Here is a 23,070-nt window from a genome sequence, read left to right as displayed (position 1 = left end):
TCATACATGTTGTACATGCACTGGCTTTTAGCACACTGTTGAGTTCTCAAGAAACGGGCGCGTACACCGTCGAACCAGACCAGCCGAACCGATCCAGCCCTCCGGGGCTTGAAGCCTATTCCTCATTCTGTCGCCCCGTCTCCAGGGCAACCCCTCTAACTTACCAGGCTGTCCGATCCGCACCAAATCCGTGCGTCTTCGTTCTACCGGAGCGATCAGAGGTGTTCAGCGCCGAGGAGCGCTGCGAGAAAAACTCTATCACCCCGCACGGCCGCGCCTGCGCACCTTCCGGTAACACTCTGGTCTACCCGTGGTTGGCGGTCGCTAAACCGGGACCGGATGAGCCGTACGAGCCGAGCCCCGGCCATACGGCTCACCCTGACGACGACCGCTCAGCCGTGCGCCGCAGGGAGCGCGCTGAGCTGGGCTTCCAGGCGGGCGATGTCGTCGGCGGCCTTGGCCGCGCGGGTGCGGACGTTGGTCACGACGTCGTCGGGGGCCTTGGCCATGAACTGCTCGTTGCCCAGTTTGCCCGCCGTCTGGGCGGCCTCCTTGCGGGCGGCTGCGAGGTCCTTCTCCAGGCGCTTGCGTTCCGCCGCGACGTCGATGGCGCCGGCGGTGTCGAGTTCGACCGTCACGGAGCCGACCGCGAGGCGGGCCGTCGGGGTGAAGGTGTCCCCCGGTGGGTCCAGGCGCAGGAGGGTGCGGATCGCCGGCTCGTGCGCCTCCAGAGGGCCGCCGGTCAGGGACAGCCGGGCGGCCACCCGCTGGCCGGGCTTGAGGCCCTGGTCGCTGCGGAAGCGGCGGACCTCGGTCACCAGATCCTGGAGCTGGGCGATCTCGGCCTCGGCCGCCGGATCGTCGAAACGGGGGTCGGCCACCGGCCACGGTGCGATCACGATCGACTCGCGGCCGGTCAGCGCCCGCCACAGCTCCTCGGTGACGAACGGGACCAGCGGGTGCAGCAGCCGTAGCAACGCGTCGAAGACGTGCCCGAGCACCTGCCGGGTGCCCGTGCGGCCGGAGGAGATCTGGATCTTGGCCAGTTCGACGTACCAGTCGCAGACCTCGTCCCACGCGAAGTGGTAGAGCAGGTCGCACGCCTTGGCGAACTCGAACTCCGCCAGCGCCGCGTCCACCGAGGAGATGACGCCCTGGAGCCGGGACAGGATCCAGCGGTCGGCCGCCGTGAGGTCGGCGGGCAGGTCGCCGACGGCCGCGCCGTTCATGAGCGCGAACCGGGCCGCGTTCCAGATCTTGTTGCAGAAGTTGCGCGATCCGGCCGCCCACTCCTCACTGATCGCCACATCGGCGCCGGGGTTGGCGCCGCGCAGCAGCGTGAAGCGGGTGGCGTCGGCCCCGTAGCGGTCGATCCAGTCGAGCGGGTCGACGACGTTGCCGAAGGACTTGGACATCTTCTTGCCGTACTGGTCGCGGACCATGCCGTGCAGCGCGACCACGTGGAACGGCGGGCGGCCGTCCATGGCGTACAGGCCGAGCATCATCATCCGCGCCACCCAGAAGAACAGGATGTCGTAGCCGGTGACGAGCACGGAGGTGGGATAGAACTTGGCCAGCTCGGGCGTCTTAGCGGGCCAGCCCAGGGTGGAGAAGGGCCAAAGGCCCGAAGAGAACCAGGTGTCCAGTACGTCAGGGTCCTGGACGTAGCCGGCGGGCGGCTCCTCGTCGGGGCCGACGCACACGACCTCGCCCGCCGGGCCGTACCAGACCGGGATGCGGTGCCCCCACCACAGTTGCCGGGAGATGCACCAGTCGTGCATGTCATCGACCCAGTCGAAGTAGCGCTTGGCCATCTCCGGCGGGTGGATGCGGGTACGGCCGTCGCGCACGGCGTCGCCCGCGGCCTTGGCGAGCGGGCCGACGTTGACGAACCACTGCAGCGACAGCCGTGGCTCGACCACCGTCTTGCAGCGCGAGCAGTGCCCGACGGAGTGCAGGTAGGGGCGCTTCTCGGCGACGATGCGGCCTTCGGCGCGCAGCGCGGCGACGACGGCGGGCCTGGCCTCGAAGCGGTCCAGGCCCTCGAACGGGCCGTGCGCGGTGATCACGCCACGCTCGTCCATCACCGCGATGGACGGCAGCGAGTGCCGGCGGCCGATCTCGAAGTCGTTGGGGTCGTGCGCGGGGGTCACCTTCACCGCGCCGGTGCCGAAGGCCGGATCGACGTGCTCGTCGGCCACGATCGGGATCATGCGCCCGGTGAGCGGCAGCTCGACCTCACGGCCGATCAGATGGCTGTAGCGCTCGTCGGCCGGGTGGACGGCGACGGCGGTGTCGCCGAGCATCGTCTCGGCGCGGGTGGTGGCGACCACGATGGCGTCGTCGCTGCTGCCGTACCGGATGGAGATCAGCTCACCCTCGTCCTCGGTGTGCTCGACCTCGATGTCGGACAGGGCGGTCAGGCAGCGCGGGCACCAGTTGATGATGCGCTCGGCGCGGTAGATCAGGCCGTCGTCGAACAGGCTCTTGAAGATCGTCTGGACGGCGCGGGAGAGGTTCTCGTCCATGGTGAACCGCTCGCGCGACCAGTCGACGCTGTCACCGAGCTTGGTCATCTGGCCGAGGATCTTGCCGCCGGACTCGTCCTTCCACCGCCACACGCGCTCGACGAACGCCTCGCGCCCGAGGTCGTGCCGGGAGACGCCGTCCTTGGCGATCTCGCGCTCCACGACGTTCTGGGTGGCGATGCCCGCGTGGTCCATGCCGGGGAGCCACAGGGTCTCCGCGCCGGACATCCGCGCGCGGCGGGCCAGCGCGTCCTGGATCGAGTGGTCCAGCGCGTGGCCGATGTGCAGCGAGCCCGTGACGTTGGGCGGCGGCAGCACGATGCTGAACGGCTCCCGCTCGCTGCCCGGGTCGGCGGTGAAGTATCCCGCGGATACCCAGCGCTCGTAGCTACGGGTCTCGACCTGGGCGGGCGTGTACTGGCTGGGCAGCTCGGCTGTCGGCTCTGGTGTCGGCGTCGTCACGGTCTCACATTCTAGGGACCTCGCCGGGGTCAGGCGGACTTCTCCCGGGGCGCGCGCTGCTGCTTGGCCTGGAGCTGGTCGCGCGGGACGAGGGTGGGGTTGACGTGCTCGAGCACGGAGGCCCGGTCGATGATCACGCGGGCGACGTCCTGCCGGCTGGGCACCTCGTACATCACCGAGAGCAGCACCTCCTCCAGGATGGCCCGCAGCCCGCGGGCTCCGGTGCCGCGCAGGATCGCCTGGTCGGCGATGGCCTCCAGCGCGTCGTCACCGAACTCCAGGTCGACGTTGTCCAGCTCGAAGAGCCTGCGGTACTGCTTGACCAGCGCGTTGCGCGGCTCGGTGAGGATCTGGATGAGCGCTTCGCGGTCGAGGTTGTGGACGCTGGTGATGATCGGCAACCGGCCCACGAACTCGGGGATCATGCCGAACTTCAGCAGGTCTTCCGGCATCACGTCGCCGAAGATGTCGGCGGAGTCGATGTCGTCCTTGGAGTGCAGGATGGCGTTGAAGCCGATGCCCTTCTTGCCGACCCGCGACTCGATGATCTTCTCCAGGCCGGCGAACGCCCCGCCGCAGATGAACAGCACGTTGGTGGTGTCGATCTGGATGAACTCCTGGTGCGGGTGCTTGCGCCCGCCCTGCGGCGGCACCGAGGCGGTGGTGCCCTCCAGGATCTTCAGCAGCGCCTGCTGCACACCCTCACCGGAGACGTCCCGGGTGATCGACGGGTTCTCGCTCTTGCGGGCGATCTTGTCGACCTCGTCGATGTAGATGATCCCGGTCTCGGCCTTCTTGACGTCATAGTCGGCGGCCTGGATCAGCTTGAGCAGGATGTTCTCGACGTCTTCACCGACGTATCCGGCCTCGGTGAGGGCGGTCGCGTCGGCGATGGCGAACGGCACGTTGAGCATCTTGGCCAGGGTCTGGGCCAGCAGCGTCTTGCCGGAACCGGTCGGGCCGAGGAGCAGGATGTTGGACTTGGACAGCTCGACGCCGTCGTCACGGCCCCGCTCGCCGGACTGCACCCGCTTGTAGTGGTTGTAGACCGCCACCGAGAGCGCCTTCTTGGCCTTGTCCTGGCCGATGACGTAGGCGTCGAGGAACTCGTAGATCTCCCGCGGCTTGGGCAGGTTGTCCCACTTGAGCTCGGAGGACTCGGACAGTTCCTCCTCGATGATCTCGTTGCAGAGATCGATGCACTCATCGCAGATGTAGACGCCGGGTCCGGCGATGAGCTTCTTGACCTGCTTCTGGCTCTTCCCGCAGAACGAGCACTTCAGCAGGTCTCCACCGTCGCCGATGCGTGCCACCCCAGATACTCCTTTGCGTGGGACCGTTCTGCTGCCTGGTCCGTTTCTTTCGCCCCGGGCGGATACCGGGTGCGAAAAGTCATCCCGCTCAGGTTTCGACGTTACCGTCTTCCTGGCCCTCAGTGAGCCCCCTGGCGGCGAGTCGCACCGGAAGGTGCCCAATTGGGCACCGTTCCGGTGCACACGACGCGTCAGGAAGCGATGGCCTTGGCCTGCTTCTTCCGCGTTGGGATGATGTCGTCCACCAGCCCGTACGCCTTGGCCTCGTCGGCGCTGAGGATCTTGTCGCGCTCGATGTCGTGCCGGACGTCTTCGGGCGACTTGCCCGTGTGCCTGGCCACGATCTCCTCCAGGAGGCTGCGCATCCGCAGGATCTCCCGCGCCTGGATCTCGATGTCACTGCCCTGGCCGCCGCCCTCGGTGGAGGGCTGGTGGATCAGCACGCGGGCGTTGGGCAGCGCGAAGCGCTTGCCGGGCGTGCCGCCCGCGAGCAGCACCGCCGCCGCCGAGGCCGCCTGGCCGAGGCAGACCGTCTGGATCTCCGGCCTGACGAACTGCATCGTGTCGTAGATCGCCGTCATCGCGGTGAACGACCCGCCGGGCGAGTTGATGTAGATGCTGATGTCACGGTCGGGGTCGAGCGACTCCAGCGTCAGCAACTGGGCCATGACGTCGTTGGCCGACGCGTCGTCGATCTGCACTCCGAGGAAGATGATGCGGTCCTCGAAGAGCTTGTTGTAAGGGTTCATCTCCTTGACGCCGTACGTCGTGCGTTCGACGAACGAAGGGATGATGTAGCGGCCGTTGATGTCTCCCGGCCGGATCAACTCACTCACCTTTTGCCCTTTCAGGAGACGGCACCCGACGAAGGCACCTGCCGTGCGCTGCGCACGACCTGGTCGATGAAGCCGTAGTCCTTCGCCTCGTCCGCGGTGAACCAGCGGTCGCGGTCGGAGTCCTTTTCGATCTGCTCCAGCGGCTGGCCGGTGTGCGAGGAGATCCGCTCGGCCAGCGTCTTCTTGACGTAGAGCATCTGCTCGGCCTGGATGGCGATGTCCGCGGCGGTGCCGCCGATCCCGCCGGACGGCTGGTGCATCATGATGCGGGCGTGCGGCAGTGCGTACCGCTTGCCGTGTGCCCCGGCGCACAGCAGGAACTGGCCCATGGAGGCCGCCAGCCCCATGGCCACCGTGCACACGTCGTTAGGCACATACTCCATCATGTCGTAAATCGCCATGCCGGCGGTCACCGAGCCGCCGGGGGAGTTGATGTACAGGTAGATGTCGCGGTCCGGGTCGTCGGCCGCGAGCAGCAGCAACTCCGCACAGATCCGGTTGGCGATCTCATCGTTGACCTGGGAGCCCAGCACGATGATGCGCTCACGCAGCAGGCGCTGGTAGAGCTGGTCTTCGAGACGGAAGGATCCGTTGGGTTGGTTCCTGGACTCGGGCTCGAAACCGGCCGGCTGATAGAGGGTCGGCGGGCTGGTCACAGCGTCACCTTCCGATGCGTCGTATATCGATTGGCTTTGCTTGTGACCCTAACGCGCGCCGCGCACCGGACATGCCGCCTCCGTGATGCTGTTCGCTGTCGGCGCAGGTAGCGGCGCGCCAGGCCGCGTCACGGCGCGGGCGTGCCACCGCGGCGGTCCTCAAGGTCCAGCTCGTGGCCGATTCGGCGCAGGGTGTCCGCGCCGATTGTGCCGCTGGCGTACAGTTCGTGGAGTTTCGACCGCTGTGCGGTGATGAGCTCCCGCCGCAGCTCGCGGCCGGGCGTGGCCGGCGCAGGTGACGCGCGGTCCGCGTCCGGTCCGTCGCCGTCCTGGTCGAGTAGGGCGCGCACCCGGTCCAGCCGAAGTTCGAAAAGCTGCCGGAAAACTTCGGCCGTCTGATCGTCGATCTTCTGGTCGGCGGCCAGCCGGTCCAGCTCGGACATCGCCACCTCCAGCAGTGCCTCCCTGGCCGTGGCCTCCTCGACCACGGCCGTCCGGCCGTCCTGGAGGCCGAGCAGCCGCATCAGCGGCCCGATCGTGGACGCCTGGACGACGAGGGTCGCCAGGACGACCACCGCGGCCAGGAACAGCAGCAGGGCGCGATGTTCAGCGGTGAGCGGAATCGACAGGGCGATGGCCAGGGTGATCGCCCCGCGCATTCCCGCCCAGCCCATCAGCAGCCGATCGCGCGGTCCCAGGCGCTCGAAGTCCAGCGGGCGGGTGGGCAGGTACCTGGCCAGCGGGAACACCAGCCAGGTCCATGCCTGCCGCACCGTGACCACCACGGCGATGACCAGCACCGCCGCCAGCGCCAGCCGCCCGGTGGGCTGCCCGGCCACGCCGTCGAAGACCTTGTGGATCTGCAGCCCGAGCAGGACGAACAGCGCGGACTCCAGCAGGAACACAAGAACATCCCAGAACACCCGTCCGGACAGGCGCGAGGCGGGCTGGAGCACGCCGGGGCCGCGGATGCCGAGCATGAAGCCCGTGACGATGGTGGCCAGCACGCCGGAGAACCCGAAGTGCTCGGCCGGGAAGTACGCCAGGAACGGGGTGACCAGGGACAGCACGATCTGGCCGCCGCCGTCCTTGATGAGGGGACGCAGCCTGCCGATCGCCCAGGCCAGCGCCAGGCCGTACCCGACGCCGCCGAGCGCCACCTTGACCAGCAGCAGCGCGGTCTCGCCCGCCGTGACCGGGTGGGCCATCGCGGCCAGGGCCAGGCCGAACAGCGTCAGCGCCACCCCGTCGTTGACCAGGCTCTCGCCCTCCAGGATGGTCACCAGCCGGCGTGGCGCGCCGAGCTTCTGCAGCGTGGAGGTCGCCGCCACGGGGTCGGTCGGCGCCACCGCCGCGCCGAGCGCCAGCGCCTGCGGCCAGGTCAGACCGGGTACGACCAGAAGCGCGGCGGCCATCACCGACAGCGCGGTGACGAGCGTGAGCCCGAAGGCCAGCACCCCGATGGGGACCGCGTCCTCCTTCGCCTCCCTGGGGGCGGTGACGAAGGCGGCGTGGTAGACGAGCGGCGGGAGGAAGAAGTACAGGACGACGTCGGGCGGCACATCGACGGCGGTGGCCCCGGGCAGGAAGCTGGCCGCCCCGCCCAGCGCGACCAGCACGATCGCCTCGGGCACCCCGAACGTCCGCCCGAGCAGGCGCGCCGCCACCAGCGCGACCGCGAGAACGACGCCGATGACGAACACCTCGCCGCTCACCGCGACATCACCTCGTCAGCGCGCTCCATCCCTCCATTGCCAAGAGGCCACATTCCCCACAAAAGCCATTAAAGACCTCAAAACCCCCGGAATGGCCACCCACACCGACGAAACGCCAACGCCCCCGGACCGCGAACCACGATCCGGGGGCGTACGAACCCCTTCGAACGACAGCGACCCCCGGCCGACCGGTCCTCTGCCCGTTCGGCCACACCGCCGGTAATGCAGCAGCACCTCCGCCAGCGGGCCTACATGGAGCCACGTGGACCATGGCCGACCGGCGGGTGAGTACGGCAACGGCCCGGACCGGCCGACCGACGGGGAGCCACGCGGGCGAGGCCCGCCGGTCCGCTCCCGCGCAGGGCACGGGTGCTCGGCGGCGCCCTGCCGTACCTGGACCTGACCACGCCCGTCGAGCCCGCCCCGCGCGGCGCTGCGATGCGGTGGGCGCAGCGGGCTCACGGCGGCGCAGCCGATGCGACAGCGGGCCCTCGCGGTCGTCGCCGCGCAGGCCCAAGCCCGTCGCGGTACCAGGTCCCGGTGCGGCCCGGCACACCGCCGGTCGTCATGACCGGCGCTATGCCGAGTGCACGGGCCGACCGGCGGCTGAGCGACGAGCGGCCACGGGTGGCGGCCGGGACGCGCTACTCGGCGGCGGGCTTGGCCTCGGCGGATTCCTCGCCGTCGGTGACCTCCACGGCCTCCGCCGCTTCCGCGCCTTCGGCGTCGTCCTCCGTCGGGCCGCCGACCTCGCGGTAGATGGCCTTGAGGTCGACCGAGTTGCCCGCCTCGTCCGTCACCGTGACGGCGTCGCCGACGACGGCTCTGGCCTTGTCCCGGACGATCTCCACCATGGCCAGCGTGAGCTGGTCGTTGTCGGCCAGGTGCTTGGCCAGCGCGTTGGGCGCGACGCCCATCTCGCTCGCCCGGCGGACCACGAAGTTGGTCAGCTCCGCCTCGGAGACGCCGAGCTCCTCCGCCCTGGCGATCTTGTCGAGCACGAAGCCGGTCCGCAGCGCCTTGGCCGAGGCCTCCTCGAACTCCTTGAAGCGCTCGTCCTCGGTGGTCTGGTAGAGGCGATAGAACGCCTCTTTGCTCAGCCCGCTGTCGGAGATCTGGTGCTGGAGGTTGTGCTTGCGCGCGTCGATCTCGGTGTTCAGGGCGCTGTCAGGGAGCGGGATCTCCACCCGGTCCAGCAGCGCGTCCAGTGCCTTCTGGCGGGTCTGGGCCACCTGGTCGATGAGCTTGTTGTGGCGGATCTGGCCGCTCAGGCTTTCGCGCAGCTCGTCGAGCGTGTCGAACTCGCTGGCCAACTGGGCGAACTCGTCGTCCAGCTCGGGCAGCACCTTCTCCTTGACCGACTTCACCGAGACCGTGATCTCGGCCTCCTCGCCGGCGTTCTCGCCGCCGACCAAGGTGGAGGTGAAGACCTTCTGGTCACCGGCCGACATGCCCAGCAGCGCGTCGTCCAGGCCCTGCAGCACCGAACCGGCGCCCACCTCGTAGGACACCTCGCTGGCCTGCTGCTCTTCGATGTTCTGGCCGTTGACGGCTGCGGCGAGGTCCATCACGACGTAGTCGCCGGCGGCGGCCGGGCGCTCCACACCGGTGAGGGTGGCGAAACGCTGGCGCAGGCCGTCGAGCTGCTCGTCGATGTCGGCGTCGGTCACCTCGGCCGAGGGAACCGTGACCTCGATGTCGGAGTAGTCGGGGACCTCGAACTTGGGCCGGACGTCGACCTCGGCGGTGAACTCGACCTGCTCGCCGTCCTCGATCTTGGTGACCTCGATCTCCGGCTGGCTGACCGGGAAGATGTCGCTCTCGTCCACAGCCTGGCCGTACAGCTTGGGAACCGCGTCGTTGAGGGTCTCCTCCAGCACGACAGCGCGGCCGAAGCGCTGCTCGATGATGCGGGCAGGGACCTTGCCGGGGCGGAAGCCGGGGACGCGCACCTGCTGCGCGACCTTCTTGTACGCCGCCTGCATGCTTTCGCCGAGCTCCTCGAACGGCACCTCGACGGTGAGCTTCACCCTGGTGGGGCTGAGCTCCTCGACAGCGGTCTTCACGGGGTGGTCTCCTTGGTCAAGCTTCGAGTGATCGCGGGCGCGTCAAGTCGTGCTTTGTCGGTCGGTTCGGCCTCCCCGCCTGACGATCGGGCCGCGGACGACCCGCCGCTTCCGGCTCGGCTCTCCCCTCCCGCTCTACGGCTACCGCGGCAAGCTCGCGCGCCGCGCCCACATGAGCGGCGCTGTCGTCGGTCACCTCGCGGACCCTGTCGCTTGCGGACATGCTCCAGCGTGGCGATGTCCAGCGCCGCAGGCCAGTCTAGGGCAGATATGCGGCGATGGGCGACGGCGCGGCAGTCAGATCTCCTTCATGACCTTAACGAGGATCTCCACGGTCTCCTCAGGCGTGGTGCTGACCGCGCACAGTCGCTCCATGACCTCGCTGTAACGGTCGACGTCCTCGCGCTTGTCGAGGTACAGGGCGCTGGCGAGTTGCTCGACGTAGACCACGTCGGGAAGTTCGGAGTCGGCGAAGCGCAGCACGCTGAACGCGCCGCCCTCGGCGCTGTGCCCGCCGAAGCTGAACGGCATGACCTGGATCGTGATGTTGGGCTGGCGCATCAGCTCCAGCAAATGTTCGAGCTGCGCCCGCATGACGTCGGCCCCGCCGATCGGGCGGCGCAGCGCGGCCTCGTCGATCACCGCCCAGAAGAACGGCCCGCCGTCGGTCTCCAGCACCCGCTGGCGCTCCATCCGCAGGTCGACCCGCCTGGCGATCTCGTGCGGGCCGATCGTGGCGGCTCCGGCGGTGATCACGGCGCGGGCGTACTCCTTGGTCTGGAGCAGGCCGGGGACGAACTGGACCTCGTACGTGCGGATGCGGGAGGCGGCCTCCTCCAGCCCGACGTACGCCTGGAACCACGACGGCAGCAGGTCGTTGTACCGGTGCCACCAACCCGGCTCGTTGGCCCGGAGCACCAGGTCCATGACGGGACGGCGGGCGCCTTCGTCCTCGACCCCGTAGAAGGTCAGGAGGTCGGAGACGTCACGCTCCTTGAAGCCGACCCGGCCCAGCTCCATCCGGCTGATCTTGGACTCCGAGCCGCGGATCAGGTGGCCCGCTTCCTCCCTGGATATCCCCTTCGCCTCGCGAAGCCGACGAAGCTGCGAGCCCAGGAGGATACGCAGAGCCGTGGGTCCTGCTCCCGGCTGTGTGTGCGTCACGACACCCTCCTGTCACGTTGCACCAGCGCACACAGTGTCACTACTTCCCGGGCCTATGGCAAGGTCTCAACCCCGTGTCCGATTCGCAAGCTTATCCAAGTACCGGCAAGTAACCGCCCATGCGCTTGCACAATGCACCTGCACGTGCATTTGGGTCTTGCAGCTGGCGATCAGGTGTCCCATGATGGCCTAGTGCATAGTGCGCTAAAGAGGGCACTTAGCCATATAACGCGGTAGTGGTACCCATCTTCGCGAGGGACAGCGGGAGGTAACGGCAGCATGGTGGAGCAGCCGACGTCCACTGCCGACTGTCTACGGATCCACCACTGGGTCAGATTTCCCGACCTGCTGCACTTCCCCTCCAGCGAGACGACCACCACTCCGCTGTCCCCCCAGGCCGACTCGGTCAAGATCGCCCGCGACGTGACCAGGGCGACGTTGGGCACCTGGGGATTCGGCGACCTCGGCGACGACGCGGCCCTGGTGGTCTCCGAACTCGTCACCAACGCGGTGCGCTACGCCCTCTACCCCGACCAGTTCGTCGGCGGGCAGATCACGCTGACGCTGGTCCGGATCAGCCGGCACGTCGTCCTCGCGGTCTGCGACCCGAGTGACAAGATCCCGGTGCCCAAGGAGCCCGACTTCGTCTCCGAGAACGGCCGCGGCCTGTACATCGTGCAGACCTACAGCCGCGACTGGGGCTGGAACCACCTCGACACCGGCGGCAAGGCCGTGTGGGCGCTGTTCAGCCACGAGGAGACCGGCCGCCGATAACGGCGGCCCCGTCGGGGCGGCGGGATTTGAACCCACGACCTTCTGGTCCCAAACCAGACGCGCTGCCAAGCTGCGCCACGCCCCGCGACGCCCGGTGCGCAAGCCTTCCGGAACTCCGGTACGCTTACGCCCTGACGACCGGATGAAGTCTAGACCAGACAACGACCGGCTCGCGCGGACGTAGCTCAATGGTAGAGCCCCAGTCTTCCAAACTGGCTACGCGGGTTCGATTCCCGTCGTCCGCTCCACGACCACCCCGGGGCCCATCGAACCCTGGCTCCTCCGCTCGCATTCCGCTCTGTTCGCGCACGTGAACGGGCATGTTCAGGTCCGGGAACAACCTCACTGCCGGTCGGGTTTGCGCACATACCGCACTTGCGGTGCGGGACCGCTGGGCATCAGGAGGACGTGATGGGCGATTACGGGCTACCGCTGGAATTCGGCTACTTTCTCATTCCGAACGTGGGCGATCCGCTGCTCGAACGCGCGCGGCTGGCCGATCGGCTCGGGCTCGATCTGATCGGTGTGCAGGACCACCCCTACCAGCGGTCGTACGTCGAGACCTGGACGCTGCTCAGCATGGTGGCGGCGGTGACCGAGCGGATCAAGGTGTTCCCCGACGTGGCGAGCCTGCCGCTGCGTCCGCCGGCCGTGCTGGCCAAGGCCGCGGCGAGCCTGGACGTGCTCAGTGGCGGGCGGGTGGAGCTGGGGCTGGGCGCCGGTTCGTTCTGGGACGCGATCGAGGCGTACGGCGGGCCGCGCCGCACCACGGGCGAGGCCAGGGCGGCGCTGGACGAGGCGATCACGATCATCAGGGGCCTGTGGTCCGGGGAGCGCTCGGTGCGCTTCGAGGGCGAGCACTACCGGGTCGCGGGGGCCCGCTCCGGGCCGGTGCCCACGCATCCGGTCGGGATCTGGCTCGGCGTGTACGGGCCCAAGGCGCTCGCGCTCACCGGCGCGCGGGCGGACGGCTGGCTGCCCTCCTCGCCCTACGCCCCGCCGGACAAGCTGCCGGAACTGAACGCGCGCATCGACGAGGCCGCCGCCGCAGCGGGGCGGGAGCCGGGCGCGATCAGGCGGATCTACAACATCAACGGCACGATCACCGACGGGCCGTCCGGGGGGTTCTTGAACGGCCCTGCCGAGCAGTGGGCCGAGGAGCTGACCGACGTGGCCGTCGCGTACGGGATGGACTCCTTCGTCCTGTGGGCCGAGGGCGACCAGGAGACGCAGTTGCGGCGGTTCGCCGAGGAGGTCGTCCCGGAGGTGCGCGCGCGGGTGGCGCGAGAACGCAAGGGCTGAGGCTCCAGGCTTCCTCGCGGCCGTACGGCGGGGGAAAGTGGTGGGGTCACTCCGCTCAGCTCATGGAGACCCGCATGGCGCACGAGGCCACCCGAGTCCTGCTCGACGAGTCCCGCATCCCCCGCACCTGGTACAACATCGTGGCCGACCTCCCGGCCCCGCCGCCCCCGCCGCTCCATCCGGGCACGCGGCGGCCGGTCGGCCCGGACGATCTGGCGCCGCTGTTCCCGATGGAGCTGATCGCGCAGGAGGCCGGAGCGGAGCGGTTCGTGCCGGTCCCGGACGACGTGCTGGACGTCTACCGGCTCTGGCGGCCGACGCCGCTGATCAGGGCCAGGCGGCTGGAGCGCGCGCTGGGCACCCCGGCGCGCATCTACTACAAGTACGAGGGCGGTTCCCCGTCAGGCTCGCACAAGGCCAACACCGCCGTGGCGCAGGCCCACTACAACGCGCGGGAGGGGATCAGGCGGCTGACGACGGAGACCGGGGCCGGTCAGTGGGGGACGGCGCTGGCGTTCGCCTGCGCGCAGTACGGCCTGGAGTGCGAGATCTGGATGGTCCGCGCCTCCCATGACCAAAAGCCGCACCGCAGGTCGCTGATGGGCGTGTACGGCGCGACCGTGCACGCCAGCCCGTCGCCGCTGACCCGCGCGGGCGAGGCGATCTTGGCCGATGACCCGGAGAGCCCCGGCAGCCTGGGCATCGCGATCAGCGAGGCGGTGGAGGTCGCCGCCGGCGCGGACGACACCCGTTATGCGCTGGGCTCGGTGCTCAACCACGTCCTGATGCACCAGACGGTGATCGGCGAGGAGGCGCTGGAGCAGCTCGCCGCCTTCGGCGAGACGCCGGATCTGATCGTGGGGTGTACCGGCGGGGGTTCCAACTTCGCCGGGCTGGCCTTCCCGTTCCTGCGGGAGAAGCTGGCCGGGCGGATCGCCCCGGAGATCCGGGCGGTGGAGCCCGCCGCGTGCCCGTCCTTCACCCGCGGCGTCTACGCCTACGACTTCGGCGACACCGCCGGGCTCACGCCGTTGCTGAAGATGCACACGCTGGGGCACGGCTTCGTGCCCGATCCGATCCACGCGGGCGGGCTGCGCTACCACGGCATGTCCCCGTTGCTGTCGCATCTGTACGAGCTGGGGATGTTCGGCGCGGTGGCCAGGAGCCAGACGGAGTGCTTCGAGGCGGGCGTGCGGTTCGCCCGCGCCGAGGGGATCGTGCCGGCTCCCGAGCCCGCGCACGCCGTGGCCGAGACCATCGCCGAGGCGCTGCGCTGCAAGGAGACCGGGGAGCCGAAGGTGATCCTCACCGCGCTGTGCGGACACGGGCACTTCGATCTCGCCGCCTACGACAGATACCTGGCGGGCGAGATACGGGACTTCACCCTTCCGCAGGAGCGGATCGACGCGGCGCTGGCCGCGCTTCCGGCCCGCTGACCCTCCGGCCGCAGGACGCATCCTTTCCCACTGGTGGCACGTCCGCCGCGGTGGACGTGCCATCCGCGAGATCGTTGCGCGCTATGCCGCGAAGAATGCCCGCAATCTGTACTTCGGACGCCTTCTTGACCGGCAACAACCGGCCGAAGAGTCCGTAAAGTCCGAAAAACCTGCGGACCGTCCGGATCTGTCGGCGCGGGCCTGGGAAGGCGTCGCCGACATCTGCGAGCGCCGTGCGGGCCGCGAATTTCCCGGCGATCTCGCTCCGGAATACCTGCTGCTCCCGACGAGGTCCGTGGCACTTGTTCCATCACGTGTGGTGCCTGATGCGGCGCCCACAGCGGGCGGAAACCGAACCGCGTTCATGACACTGCGCTATCGTTATAGCTTTTTCTAGAAATAGCCCCGATTTTGGCGCTTTGAGAAGATCCATCGTTACTAGACTTCGAGGTGAGGAGTCAGGGCCGCCTGCACGCCTCCTGCCGGCCGGAACCTCAGTCAACTGACCATACGAATGGTCAGGTTTGCGAGTCAGGAGAAAATTGTGACCGAATTCGACGGCTTCGTGATGGGTGGCGGGCACAGTGGGTCCCTGTGCGCGGCACGCCCGGCCGCGGCGGGCCGCGCGCCGACCGTCGAGCGGAAGGCCGTGGGGGCCGGCGCACGCTCTGGCGGGACATCCGACATCAGCCTGTGGTCCGCCCCGCGGCCCGCACCGGACCGGGGCACCGCCGGATGACCGCCGACTTCGTGGTCGACCCCGGCTCCCCCGAGCAGCGGCGGCTGAGCAGCCCCGCGACCGTCGAGGAGCAGCTCTCCTTGCTCAACGAGGCGAGCCGGCGCATCGGCAGCACCCTGGACCTGCGGCAGACCGCCCGCGAGCTGATGGAGGTGGCCGTGTCGCGGTTCGCCGACGTGGCCGGGGTCGTGGTGCACGACCGGGTGGTGTCGGAGGGGGAGTTCCCGGGGCGGACGGCGGACGGCACGGCGACCGTGCGCAGGATCGCGGTGGGCGCGACCGGCAGGGCGGCCGGCTACCGGCCGGCGTTCCCGCTGGACGAGGTCACCACCTATCCGGCGTGGTCGCCGTACACGCGGTGCATCGCCACCGCCCAGACGATCCTCTACCCCCGGATAGACGTGGGCACGGCCCGGGAGATCGCGCTGAGCTGGAAGCGGGATGTGAAGATCTCGCTGCTGGAGGACGCCTCGATCCTCATCGTCCCGCTGTCGGCCAGGGGCCGGGTGCTGGGGTTCGTGGTGTTCACCAGGATGCCGGACAGCCCGGCCTTCCACGAGAAGGACGTGGCGCTGGCCGAGGAGCTGGCCGGTCGTACCGCGCTGTGCCTGGACAACGCCCGCCTGTACGACCGGGAGCGGCGCACCGCGCTGACCCTGCAGAGCAGCCTGCTGCCCGCCGACCTGCCCGCGCCGCCGGGCCTGGAGATCGCCTCCCGCTACCTGCCGGCCAGCGACCTGACCGGCGTCGGCGGCGACTGGTACGACGTGATCCCGCTGCCCGGCCACCGGGTCGCGCTGGTGGTGGGCGACGTGATGGGGCACGGCACCCGCGCCGCCGCGACCATGGGCCAGCTCCGTACGGCCGCGCGCACCCTGGCCAGCCTGGACCTCACCCCCAAGGAGGTGCTGTTCCGCCTCAACCGGATGACCCAGGACCTCGACGCCACCCAGATCGCCACCTGCGTCTACGCCACCTACGACCCGATCACCCATACCTGCGCGATCGGCCGGGCCGGTCACGTGCCGCCGATCCTGCTCGGCCCGGACGGCGGCACGGAGCTGATCGAGTTACCCCCCGGCCTGCCGCTGGGCATCGGCGGCCAGGCCTTCGAGATGCGCGAGCTGACGCTGCCGACCGGCAGCGTGCTCACCTTCTACACCGACGGCCTGGTGGAGAGCAGGGACCGCGACCTCGACTCCGGCATCAGAGACCTCCGGCGCGTGCTCGAATGCAGCTACCAGGACCTTGAGGACCTCTGCGACGCGACGATCGCCACCCAGCGCCCGCCGCACGAGCGCGATGACATCGCGTTGCTGCTGGCCCGGGTGCGCGACCTGTCCCCCGCCGAGTTCGCGAGCTGGGCGCTGCCGTTCGAGGCCCGTTCGGCGGGCGAGGCCCGGCGGCTCGTCCGCACCACGCTGCGTTCGTGGGGGCAGACCGGGGTGCTGGACACGACCGAGCTGGTGGTGAGCGAGCTGGTGGCCAACGCCGTCAACCACGGCACCGGCCCGATCGAGCTGCGCCTGCTGCGCGGCTCGACACTGCTGTGCGAGGTGGCCGACCGCTCGCCGCAGCCGCCCGCGATGTGGCGGCCCGACCTGGACGACGAGGCCGGGCGCGGGCTCAACCTGATCAACCGCTTCTCCTACCGCTGGGGCAGCCGCCCGACCAGTACCGGGAAGATTGTCTGGTGTGAGGTGAGATTGCCCTGACCAGACCATTTGTCATAAAACGTTAGGCTTCAAGGTATGGCGGAACGTGCCAAGCCGGACGTGTTCGACGTGATCGTGGTGGGCGGCGGCCCCGGCGGCGAGGACGTCGCGGGGCGTCTCGCCGAAGCGGGCCTGCACGTCGCCGCCGTGGAGGGCCGGTTGTTCGGCGGCGAGTGCCCGTACTGGGGATGCATCCCGTCGAAGATGATGGTCCGGGCGGCGGAGCTGATCGCCGAGACCCGGCGCGTGCCGGGGATGGCAGGTGATTCGACCGTTTCGCCGGACTGGTCGCCGGTCGCCCGGCGCATCCGCGAAGAGGCCACCGACAACTGGGACGACAAGGCCGCCGTCGAGCGCTTCACCGCCAAGGGCGGGCACTTCGTCCGCGGGTGGGGCCATGTCACCGGGCCTGACGAGATCACCGTGCGCTCGGCGGGCGACGGGGTCCGGGTGCTGCGGGCGACCCGGGGGATCGTGCTGGCGATCGGGTCGCAGCCGACCATCCCGCCGATCGAGGGGCTGGCGGGCACGCCGTACTGGACGAACCGCGAGGCCCTTGAGACCGAGGAGGTGCCCGGCTCGCTGGTGGTGCTCGGCGCCGGGACGATCGGGGCGGAGCTGGCGCAGGCGTTCGCCAGGTTCGGCGCGTCGGTGACCATGATCGAGTCGGCCGACCGCATCCTGCCGGCCGAGGAGCCGGAGACGAGCGAGCTGGTGGCCGGCGCCTTCCGGGGCGACGGCATCGGCCTGCGCACCGGCGTGCGGGCCACGAGGGCCGCCCATGACGGTGAGCGGTTCACCCTGCATCTGAACGACGGCTCCACCGCCGAGGGCGAGCGGCTGCTGGTGGCGACCGGGCGGCACAGCGACCTGGCCGCGCTGGGCGTGGGCGCGGCCGGGCTGGACGAGTCGGCACGGACGATCGCCACCGACGGGCGGATGCGCGCGGGCGGCAAGCTCTGGGCGCTCGGTGACGTGACCGGGCGCGGGGCGTTCACGCACATGTCGATGTACCAGGCCGACATCGTGGTCAAGGACATCCTCGGGGAGCCCGTCCACGAGGCCGAGTACCACGCGGTGCCCAGGGTCACCTTCACCGATCCGGAGATCGGCTCGGTCGGCCTCACCGAGGCTCAGGCCCGCAGGCAGGGCCTCGACGTGCGCACCGCGACGGGAGACCTGGGCAGCCGGGGCTGGATCCACCGCGCGGAAGGCTTCTTCAAGCTGGTCGCCGCCGACGGCGTGCTGGTGGGCGCGACCTCGGCCGGGCCGGGCGGCGGCGAGCCGCTGGGCCTGCTGACCCTCGCCGTACACGCCCGCATCCCGGTGACCAGGCTGAACGAGATGATCTACGCCTTCCCCACCTTCCACCGCGGGATCATGGGCGCGCTCGGCGAACTGTCCCTCTGACCTGGAATCCCCCCTTTTACAGAGGGCGATGCAGACTTTCCGGAAATTCACATGTACGGTGCATATGTTGCCGTTCGTGGGGGAAGGACGCATTGTCCACTTCATCATCGCGAAGCGTCGTCGCCGTCCTCTCGCTCTGCGGGATCTCCGTCTCGCTGATGCAGACCATGGTCGTACCGATCATCCCGGAGCTCCCCCGGCTGCTGTCGGCCACGCCCGCCGCCGCCTCCTGGGTCATCACCGCCACCCTGCTCTCCGCCGCCGTGTGCAACCCCGTCGGCGGCCGGCTCGGCGACATGTACGGCAAGCGCAGGATGATGCTGGTCAGCCTGGGCATGATGATCGCCGGATCGCTGGTCTGCGCGCTGAGCGACTCGCTCTGGGTCGTGGTGGCCGGCCGCGCGATCCAGGGCTGCGCGATCGGCGTGATCCCGCTCGGCATCAGCATCATGCGCGACGTACTGCCGCCCGCCCGGCTCGGCCCGGCGATGGCCCTGATGAGCGCCACGCTGGGCGCGGGAGCCGGGATCGGCATGCCGCTGGCGGCGTTCGTCGCGCAGCGGGCCGACTGGCACGCGCTGTTCTGGACCGCGGCCGGCATGGGCGCGCTCGCCCTGGCGCTGGTGCTGCTGGTGGTGCGGGAGTCGCCGGTCCGCTCCCCCGGGCGGTTCGATTTCGCCGGTGCCGCCGGGCTCACCGCCGGACTGCTGTGCCTGCTGCTGGCCATCTCCAAGGGCGGTGACTGGGGCTGGGGGAGCCCGATCACCGTCGGCCTGTTCTGCGCCGCGGCGATCGTCCTGCCGCTGTGGGGGTGGCTGGAGTCACGGGTGCGCCACCCGCTGATCGACCTGCGCACCACGGCCAGGCGGCCGGTGCTGCTCACGAACGTGGCCTCGGTACTGGTCGGGTTCTCGCTGTTCGCGATGTCGCTGATCTTGCCCCAGCTCCTTCAGGCCCCGGCGAGCACCGGCCACGGGCTCGGGCTGGGGTTGCTGGCCACCGGGTTGTGCATGGCGCCGAGCGGGCTGGTGATGATGCTGCTCTCGCCCGTCTCGGCGCGGGTCGCCGGCCGGTTCGGGCCGAAGGCCGCGCTGGTGTCGGGGACCGTGGTGCTCGCCGTGGGGTACCTGGCCGGGGTCGGGCTGGTGGGGGCCGCCTGGCAGGTGGTCATCACCACGGTCATCACCTCCGCCGGGCTCGGCCTGGCCTACTCGGCGATGCCCGCCCTGATCATGGCGTCGGTGCCGGCGACCGAGACCGCCGCCGCCAACGGGCTGAACGCGCTGATGCGCGCGGTGGGCACGGCCACCTCCAGCGCGGTGATCAGCGCGCTGCTCGCACAGATGGCGGTCGCCACTCCGGCCGGGCCGCTGCCCACGCTGGCCGGGCTGCGCGCGGCGATGCTGCTGGCCGCGGCGGCGGCCGTGGCGGGACTGCTGGTCGCGCTGATGATCCCGCGCCGGCCGTACCGGGACCCGGCCCCGGCGGGCGAGGCCGCGGTACGGGCCGTGCCGGCGCCCGCGGACCCCCGCCCGGACACCGCCACGTCGGGCTGAGCCGCCCCGCCGGCACGGCGGCGGGATGGCGCCTTGTCAGCGGGCCGTGGGCCGCCTGCCGTGGTTGGCCTTCTTCTTCTTCCGGGCCCGGTTCTTGCGCGCGCGTCGTGCCATCGTTGCGACACCGCCCTTTCCTCCGGTTGCGGATACTCCACCCCTTGCCCGCTCAGGCCGTCCGGCAAGCCTTCCCGGGCAGGCCGTTTCCGTCGGTACCGCGCACAAACCAACAAGAGCTCTCCGGAGCACATGTCATAATTTGGTGGAATCTGTTGGAAGGGGTGGGATGCTGGCCCAGCAGCGCCGTCAGGCGATCCTTGAGCGGGTCCGTGCCACCGGCGGCGTCCGCGTCGCCGACCTGGTGCGCGAGCTCGGCGTCTCCGACATGACGATCCGCCGCGACCTTGAGGTCCTCGCCGAGCGCGGGCTGGTCGACAAGGTGCACGGCGGGGCCACCACGACCGGCCCCGGCTCCACCGAGGAGCCCGGGTTCACCGCCAAGTCCGCCCGCCAGCAGCCGGAGAAGGACGCCATCGCCCGTGCCGCGGCCCGGCTGGTACGGCCCGGCACCGCCATCGCGCTGTCGGCCGGCACCACCATCTGGACCCTCGCCCGCCACCTGGTCGAGGTCCCCGAGCTGACCGTGATCACCAACTCGATCAGGGTCGCCGACGTGTTCCACCGGGTGCCGCGCGCCGACCGCACGGTGGTGCTCACCGGCGGGGTCCGCACCCCCTCCGACGCGCTGGTCGGCCCGGTGGCGGTGGCCACGATCCGCCAGCTGCACGTGGACACCCTGTTCCTCGGCGTCCACGGGATGAGCGCGCGGGCCGGTTTCACCACGCCCAACCTGCTGGAGGCCGAGACCGACCGCGAGCTGGTCGGCTGCGCCCGGCGGCTGGTGGTCCCGGCCGACCACACCAAGTGGGGGCTGGTGGGCATCAGCACCATCGCCGAGCTGGCCGAGGCCCACGTGGTCATCACCGACGAGGGCCTGCCCGCCCATGCCAGAGACGAGCTGGCGGCCTCCGCCGGGGAGCTGATCATCGCGGCCCGGGAGCCCGCGGACACGAGGGAGAGCTTGTGAAGCGCACCGTCACCGAGCTGGCCGACGGCCGCGAGCTCATCTACTTCGACCGGCGCGAGGACGCCGACCGCGCCGCGCCGGACAAGCGCGACCTGCCGCCCCGCCCGCCCGCCTCCGAGCTGCGCCGCGACCCGCTCACCGACGAGTGGATCGCCATCGCGGGCCACCGGCAGGGCCGTACGTTCCTGCCTCCGGCGGGCGAGTGCCCGCTGTGCCCGTCCGAACCGGGCAGGCTCACCGAGATCCCGGCCGCCTCCTACGACGTGGTGGTCTTCGAAAACCGCTTCCCGTCCTTCTCTGACCAGCCCGGCGGGCACCCGGTGGTGGGCGGGCTGAGCGAGGCGCGGCCGGGGACCGGGCGCTGTGAGGTGGTGTGCTTCACCGACGACCACGACGCGTCCTTCGCCGACCTGGCCCCCGGCCAGGTCGAGCTGGTCATGGCGGCCTGGGCCGACCGTACGGCGGAACTGTCCGCGCTGCCCGGCGTCGAGCAGGTCTTCGTCTTCGAAAACCGCGGGCCGGAGATCGGCATCACGATCGGCCACCCGCACGGGCAGATCTACGCCTATCCCTATGTCACGCCGCGGACCCGCCGGACCTTGGAGGTGGCCGCCCGGCACGCCGAGCGCACCGGGCGCAATCTGTTCGCCGACGTGCTGGCCGCCGAGCGGGAGGCGGGGGTGCGGGTGGTCGCGGCGAACGACCACTGGACGGCGTTCGTACCGGCCGCCGCGCGCTGGCCGTACGAGGTGCACATCTACCCGCACCGCCGGGTGCCCGACCTTCGCGGGCTGGACGCGGCGGAGCGGGCGGCGTTCGGTCCGCTCTACACCGGCGTGCTGCGCGCGCTGGACGGGTTGTTCGGGGTGGCCATGCCGTACGTCGCGGCCTGGCACCAGGCGCCGGTCGCCACCGGGCGGGAACTTTCCCACCTCCACATGGAACTGTTCAGCATCCGCAGAGCGTCCAACAAGCTGAAATACCTGGCCGGGTCGGAGTCCGCGATGGGCGCGTTCGTCAATGACGTGTCGCCCGAGGAAGCCGCCCGGCTGTTGCGTGCCATGGTCACAACCTGATTACCAGATCATTCCGGTTTGATGTCGCATTGCCATGCGTTTACCACTACTATCCACACGCAGCGGCCGCAACGGCCGACCGCCTAATCCCGGGCGCCTCGCCCGGGAACCGGGGACCCAGAAGCACCTGGGGTGAATCCACGGCGGCCCCCCGTCCGTGGTAGGGCACCCTCCTGCCCGAACCCGTCAGCTAACCCGGTAGGCGTACAGGAGAGGAGTGTGCGTGGCGGCATCGTCCCCCACGTTGTCCCGCACGTCGATCCCCGCGTCCCGTCCCTGGCGCGCCCGCGCCGTCGCCGCGGCCTGCGCGCTGGCCACCGCCGGAAGCTTCGCCCTGCTTCCCGCGGCCGGTGCGGTCGCGGCCCCCAAGCCGAGCAAGGCCGAGCTGAAAGCGCAGCTCAAGAAGCTCGGCAAGAAGGTGGACGGGCTGATCGAGCAGTACAACGCCAAGCGCGTCGAACTCGCCGGCGCCAGGAAGGCCGAGAAGAAGGCCAAGACGCGGCTGGCCTCGGCCGAGTCGGCCTTCGCCGGCGCCGCCGACCGGATCGGCGACATCGCCGGGATGCGCTACCAGGGCAGCGACACCAGCCTGCCCACGCTGATGTTCGGCCAGGGGATGGGCGGCGCGGCCGTCCTGACCCAGATGGCCGCCGAGGAAGCCGCCTACCTGAAGGACTTCGCCACCGCGCGAGACGAGCGGAAGAAGGCCGCGCAGGAGGCGACGGCGCTGACCGCCCGCATCGCCGAGCAGGCCGACGACGTCGAAAAGCGGCGCAAGGAGGCCGAGGACCTGATCGACGAGATCGAGAAGCGGCTCGACAAGCTCATCCCGACCGGCGTGGGCAGGCGCGGCGACGGAACCTGGGCTCCCCAGTTGCCGACCGGCGCGGAGAACATCACGCCCCGCACCCGGGTGATGCGCGATGAGATCAAGGAGCGCTTCGAGCTGACCTCCACGATCGGGTGCTACCGGTCAGGTGGCGGCGGGGAGCACCCGCTGGGCCGGGCGTGTGACTTCATGCTCAGCACGGGCGGGACCATGCCCTCCGCAGCCCGGCAGTCGCTCGGCGACGCCATCGCGCTGTGGGCCATCAAGAACGGCGGCAAGATCGGCGTGAAGTACGTCATCTGGAAGCAGCGCATCTACACGATCGGCGGCTCGGGCTGGCGCGGGATGTCGAACCGCGGCAGCATCACCCAGAACCACTTCGACCACGTGCACATCTCGATGCACTAGG

The 23,070-nt window shown here is 70.1% G+C and carries 17 protein-coding genes, 2 tRNA genes and 1 riboswitch; of the genes, 10 read left to right on the top strand and 9 right to left on the bottom strand.

What is annotated here, in order from left to right; all coding sequences use genetic code 11:
- Positions 1–392: 392 nt before the first annotated feature.
- From ACH34R_RS25680 to ACH34R_RS25650, 7 genes are all read right to left on the bottom strand, one after another.
- Positions 393–2,990: a valine--tRNA ligase gene (locus ACH34R_RS25680; protein WP_397564064.1), complete on the bottom strand. Its 2,598-nt coding sequence runs from the start codon at positions 2,988–2,990 to the stop codon at positions 393–395.
- Positions 2,991–3,019: 29 nt separating this feature from the next.
- Complete coding sequence (clpX, locus tag ACH34R_RS25675; RefSeq protein ID WP_397564063.1) at positions 3,020–4,303, bottom strand: ATP-dependent Clp protease ATP-binding subunit ClpX; 1,284 nt, start codon at positions 4,301–4,303, stop codon at positions 3,020–3,022.
- Between the two features lie 191 nt (positions 4,304–4,494).
- The gene (locus tag ACH34R_RS25670; RefSeq protein WP_111166138.1) at positions 4,495–5,139 is read right to left on the bottom strand and encodes an ATP-dependent Clp protease proteolytic subunit; all 645 of its coding nucleotides are present in this window, start codon (positions 5,137–5,139) and stop codon (positions 4,495–4,497) included.
- An 11-nt stretch (positions 5,140–5,150) separates the two neighbouring features.
- Positions 5,151–5,795: a ClpP family protease gene (locus ACH34R_RS25665; RefSeq protein WP_397564062.1), complete on the bottom strand. Its 645-nt coding sequence runs from the start codon at positions 5,793–5,795 to the stop codon at positions 5,151–5,153.
- 128 nt (positions 5,796–5,923) lie between these two features.
- On the bottom strand, positions 5,924–7,510 hold the full coding sequence (locus tag ACH34R_RS25660) for a Na+/H+ antiporter (RefSeq protein WP_397564061.1): 1,587 nt from the start codon (positions 7,508–7,510) through the stop codon (positions 5,924–5,926).
- A 644-nt stretch (positions 7,511–8,154) separates the two neighbouring features.
- Positions 8,155–9,576, bottom strand: coding sequence for a trigger factor (gene tig / locus ACH34R_RS25655; protein WP_397564060.1), 1,422 nt, complete (start codon positions 9,574–9,576; stop codon positions 8,155–8,157).
- Positions 9,577–9,873: 297 nt separating this feature from the next.
- Positions 9,874–10,740 (bottom strand): helix-turn-helix domain-containing protein, encoded by an 867-nt coding sequence (locus tag ACH34R_RS25650; protein WP_397564059.1) that lies wholly within the window; start codon positions 10,738–10,740, stop codon positions 9,874–9,876.
- 279 nt (positions 10,741–11,019) lie between these two features.
- Here ACH34R_RS25650 and ACH34R_RS25645 point away from each other — a divergent pair, with 279 nt between their 5' ends.
- On the top strand, positions 11,020–11,514 hold the full coding sequence (locus tag ACH34R_RS25645) for an ATP-binding protein (protein ID WP_397564058.1): 495 nt from the start codon (positions 11,020–11,022) through the stop codon (positions 11,512–11,514).
- 11 nt (positions 11,515–11,525) lie between these two features.
- On the opposite strand, the gene ACH34R_RS25640 is transcribed toward ACH34R_RS25645, so the two are convergent.
- A tRNA-Pro gene (locus ACH34R_RS25640) sits at positions 11,526–11,599 on the bottom strand.
- An 89-nt stretch (positions 11,600–11,688) separates the two neighbouring features.
- Here ACH34R_RS25640 and ACH34R_RS25635 point away from each other — a divergent pair.
- The 6 genes from ACH34R_RS25635 (at position 11,689) to ACH34R_RS25610 (ending at position 19,672) form a co-directional block, all read left to right on the top strand.
- Positions 11,689–11,762, top strand: a tRNA-Gly gene (locus ACH34R_RS25635).
- 163 nt (positions 11,763–11,925) lie between these two features.
- Positions 11,926–12,816 (top strand): LLM class flavin-dependent oxidoreductase, encoded by an 891-nt coding sequence (locus tag ACH34R_RS25630; RefSeq protein ID WP_397564057.1) that lies wholly within the window; start codon positions 11,926–11,928, stop codon positions 12,814–12,816.
- Positions 12,817–12,878: 62 nt separating this feature from the next.
- Complete coding sequence (locus ACH34R_RS25625; RefSeq protein WP_397564056.1) at positions 12,879–14,252, top strand: TrpB-like pyridoxal phosphate-dependent enzyme; 1,374 nt, start codon at positions 12,879–12,881, stop codon at positions 14,250–14,252.
- Positions 14,253–14,945: 693 nt separating this feature from the next.
- Positions 14,946–16,706 (top strand): SpoIIE family protein phosphatase, encoded by a 1,761-nt coding sequence (locus ACH34R_RS25620; RefSeq protein WP_397564055.1) that lies wholly within the window; start codon positions 14,946–14,948, stop codon positions 16,704–16,706.
- Between the two features lie 36 nt (positions 16,707–16,742).
- The gene (locus ACH34R_RS25615; protein ID WP_397564054.1) at positions 16,743–18,116 is read left to right on the top strand and encodes a dihydrolipoyl dehydrogenase family protein; all 1,374 of its coding nucleotides are present in this window, start codon (positions 16,743–16,745) and stop codon (positions 18,114–18,116) included.
- Positions 18,117–18,208: 92 nt separating this feature from the next.
- Positions 18,209–19,672, top strand: coding sequence for an MFS transporter (locus ACH34R_RS25610; RefSeq protein WP_397564053.1), 1,464 nt, complete (start codon positions 18,209–18,211; stop codon positions 19,670–19,672).
- A gap of 36 nt (positions 19,673–19,708) precedes the next feature.
- Here ACH34R_RS25610 and ACH34R_RS25605 read toward each other — a convergent pair whose 3' ends face one another.
- A complete protein-coding gene (locus ACH34R_RS25605) occupies positions 19,709–19,786 on the bottom strand; it encodes a 50S ribosomal protein bL37 (RefSeq protein WP_397564079.1) in 78 nt (25 codons plus the stop codon).
- Between the two features lie 169 nt (positions 19,787–19,955).
- Between ACH34R_RS25605 and ACH34R_RS25600 the strand changes: the two genes are divergently transcribed.
- The 3 genes from ACH34R_RS25600 to ACH34R_RS25590 all read left to right on the top strand — a co-directional run bounded on the left by ACH34R_RS25600 (position 19,956) and on the right by ACH34R_RS25590 (position 23,069).
- Positions 19,956–20,756, top strand: a complete 801-nt coding sequence (locus ACH34R_RS25600; protein WP_397564052.1) for a DeoR/GlpR family DNA-binding transcription regulator — start codon at positions 19,956–19,958, stop codon at positions 20,754–20,756.
- Positions 20,753–21,832 (top strand): galactose-1-phosphate uridylyltransferase, encoded by a 1,080-nt coding sequence (gene galT, locus ACH34R_RS25595; protein ID WP_397564051.1) that lies wholly within the window; start codon positions 20,753–20,755, stop codon positions 21,830–21,832. The genes ACH34R_RS25600 and galT overlap by 4 nt, the downstream gene beginning before the upstream one ends.
- Positions 21,833–21,902: 70 nt before the next feature.
- A riboswitch (cyclic di-AMP (ydaO/yuaA leader) is annotated at positions 21,903–22,052 on the top strand.
- 3 nt (positions 22,053–22,055) lie between these two features.
- Positions 22,056–23,069, top strand: coding sequence for a coiled-coil domain-containing protein (locus ACH34R_RS25590; RefSeq protein WP_397564050.1), 1,014 nt, complete (start codon positions 22,056–22,058; stop codon positions 23,067–23,069).
- Position 23,070: the final 1 nt, after the last annotated feature.

The sequence above is a fragment of the Spongiactinospora sp. 9N601 genome (assembly GCF_044326295.1).
Taxonomy (GTDB): domain Bacteria; phylum Actinomycetota; class Actinomycetes; order Streptosporangiales; family Streptosporangiaceae; genus Spongiactinospora; species Spongiactinospora gelatinilytica.
The sequence above is the reverse complement of the archived record's forward strand: the minus strand, read 5'-3'. Positions and strand labels throughout refer to the sequence as shown.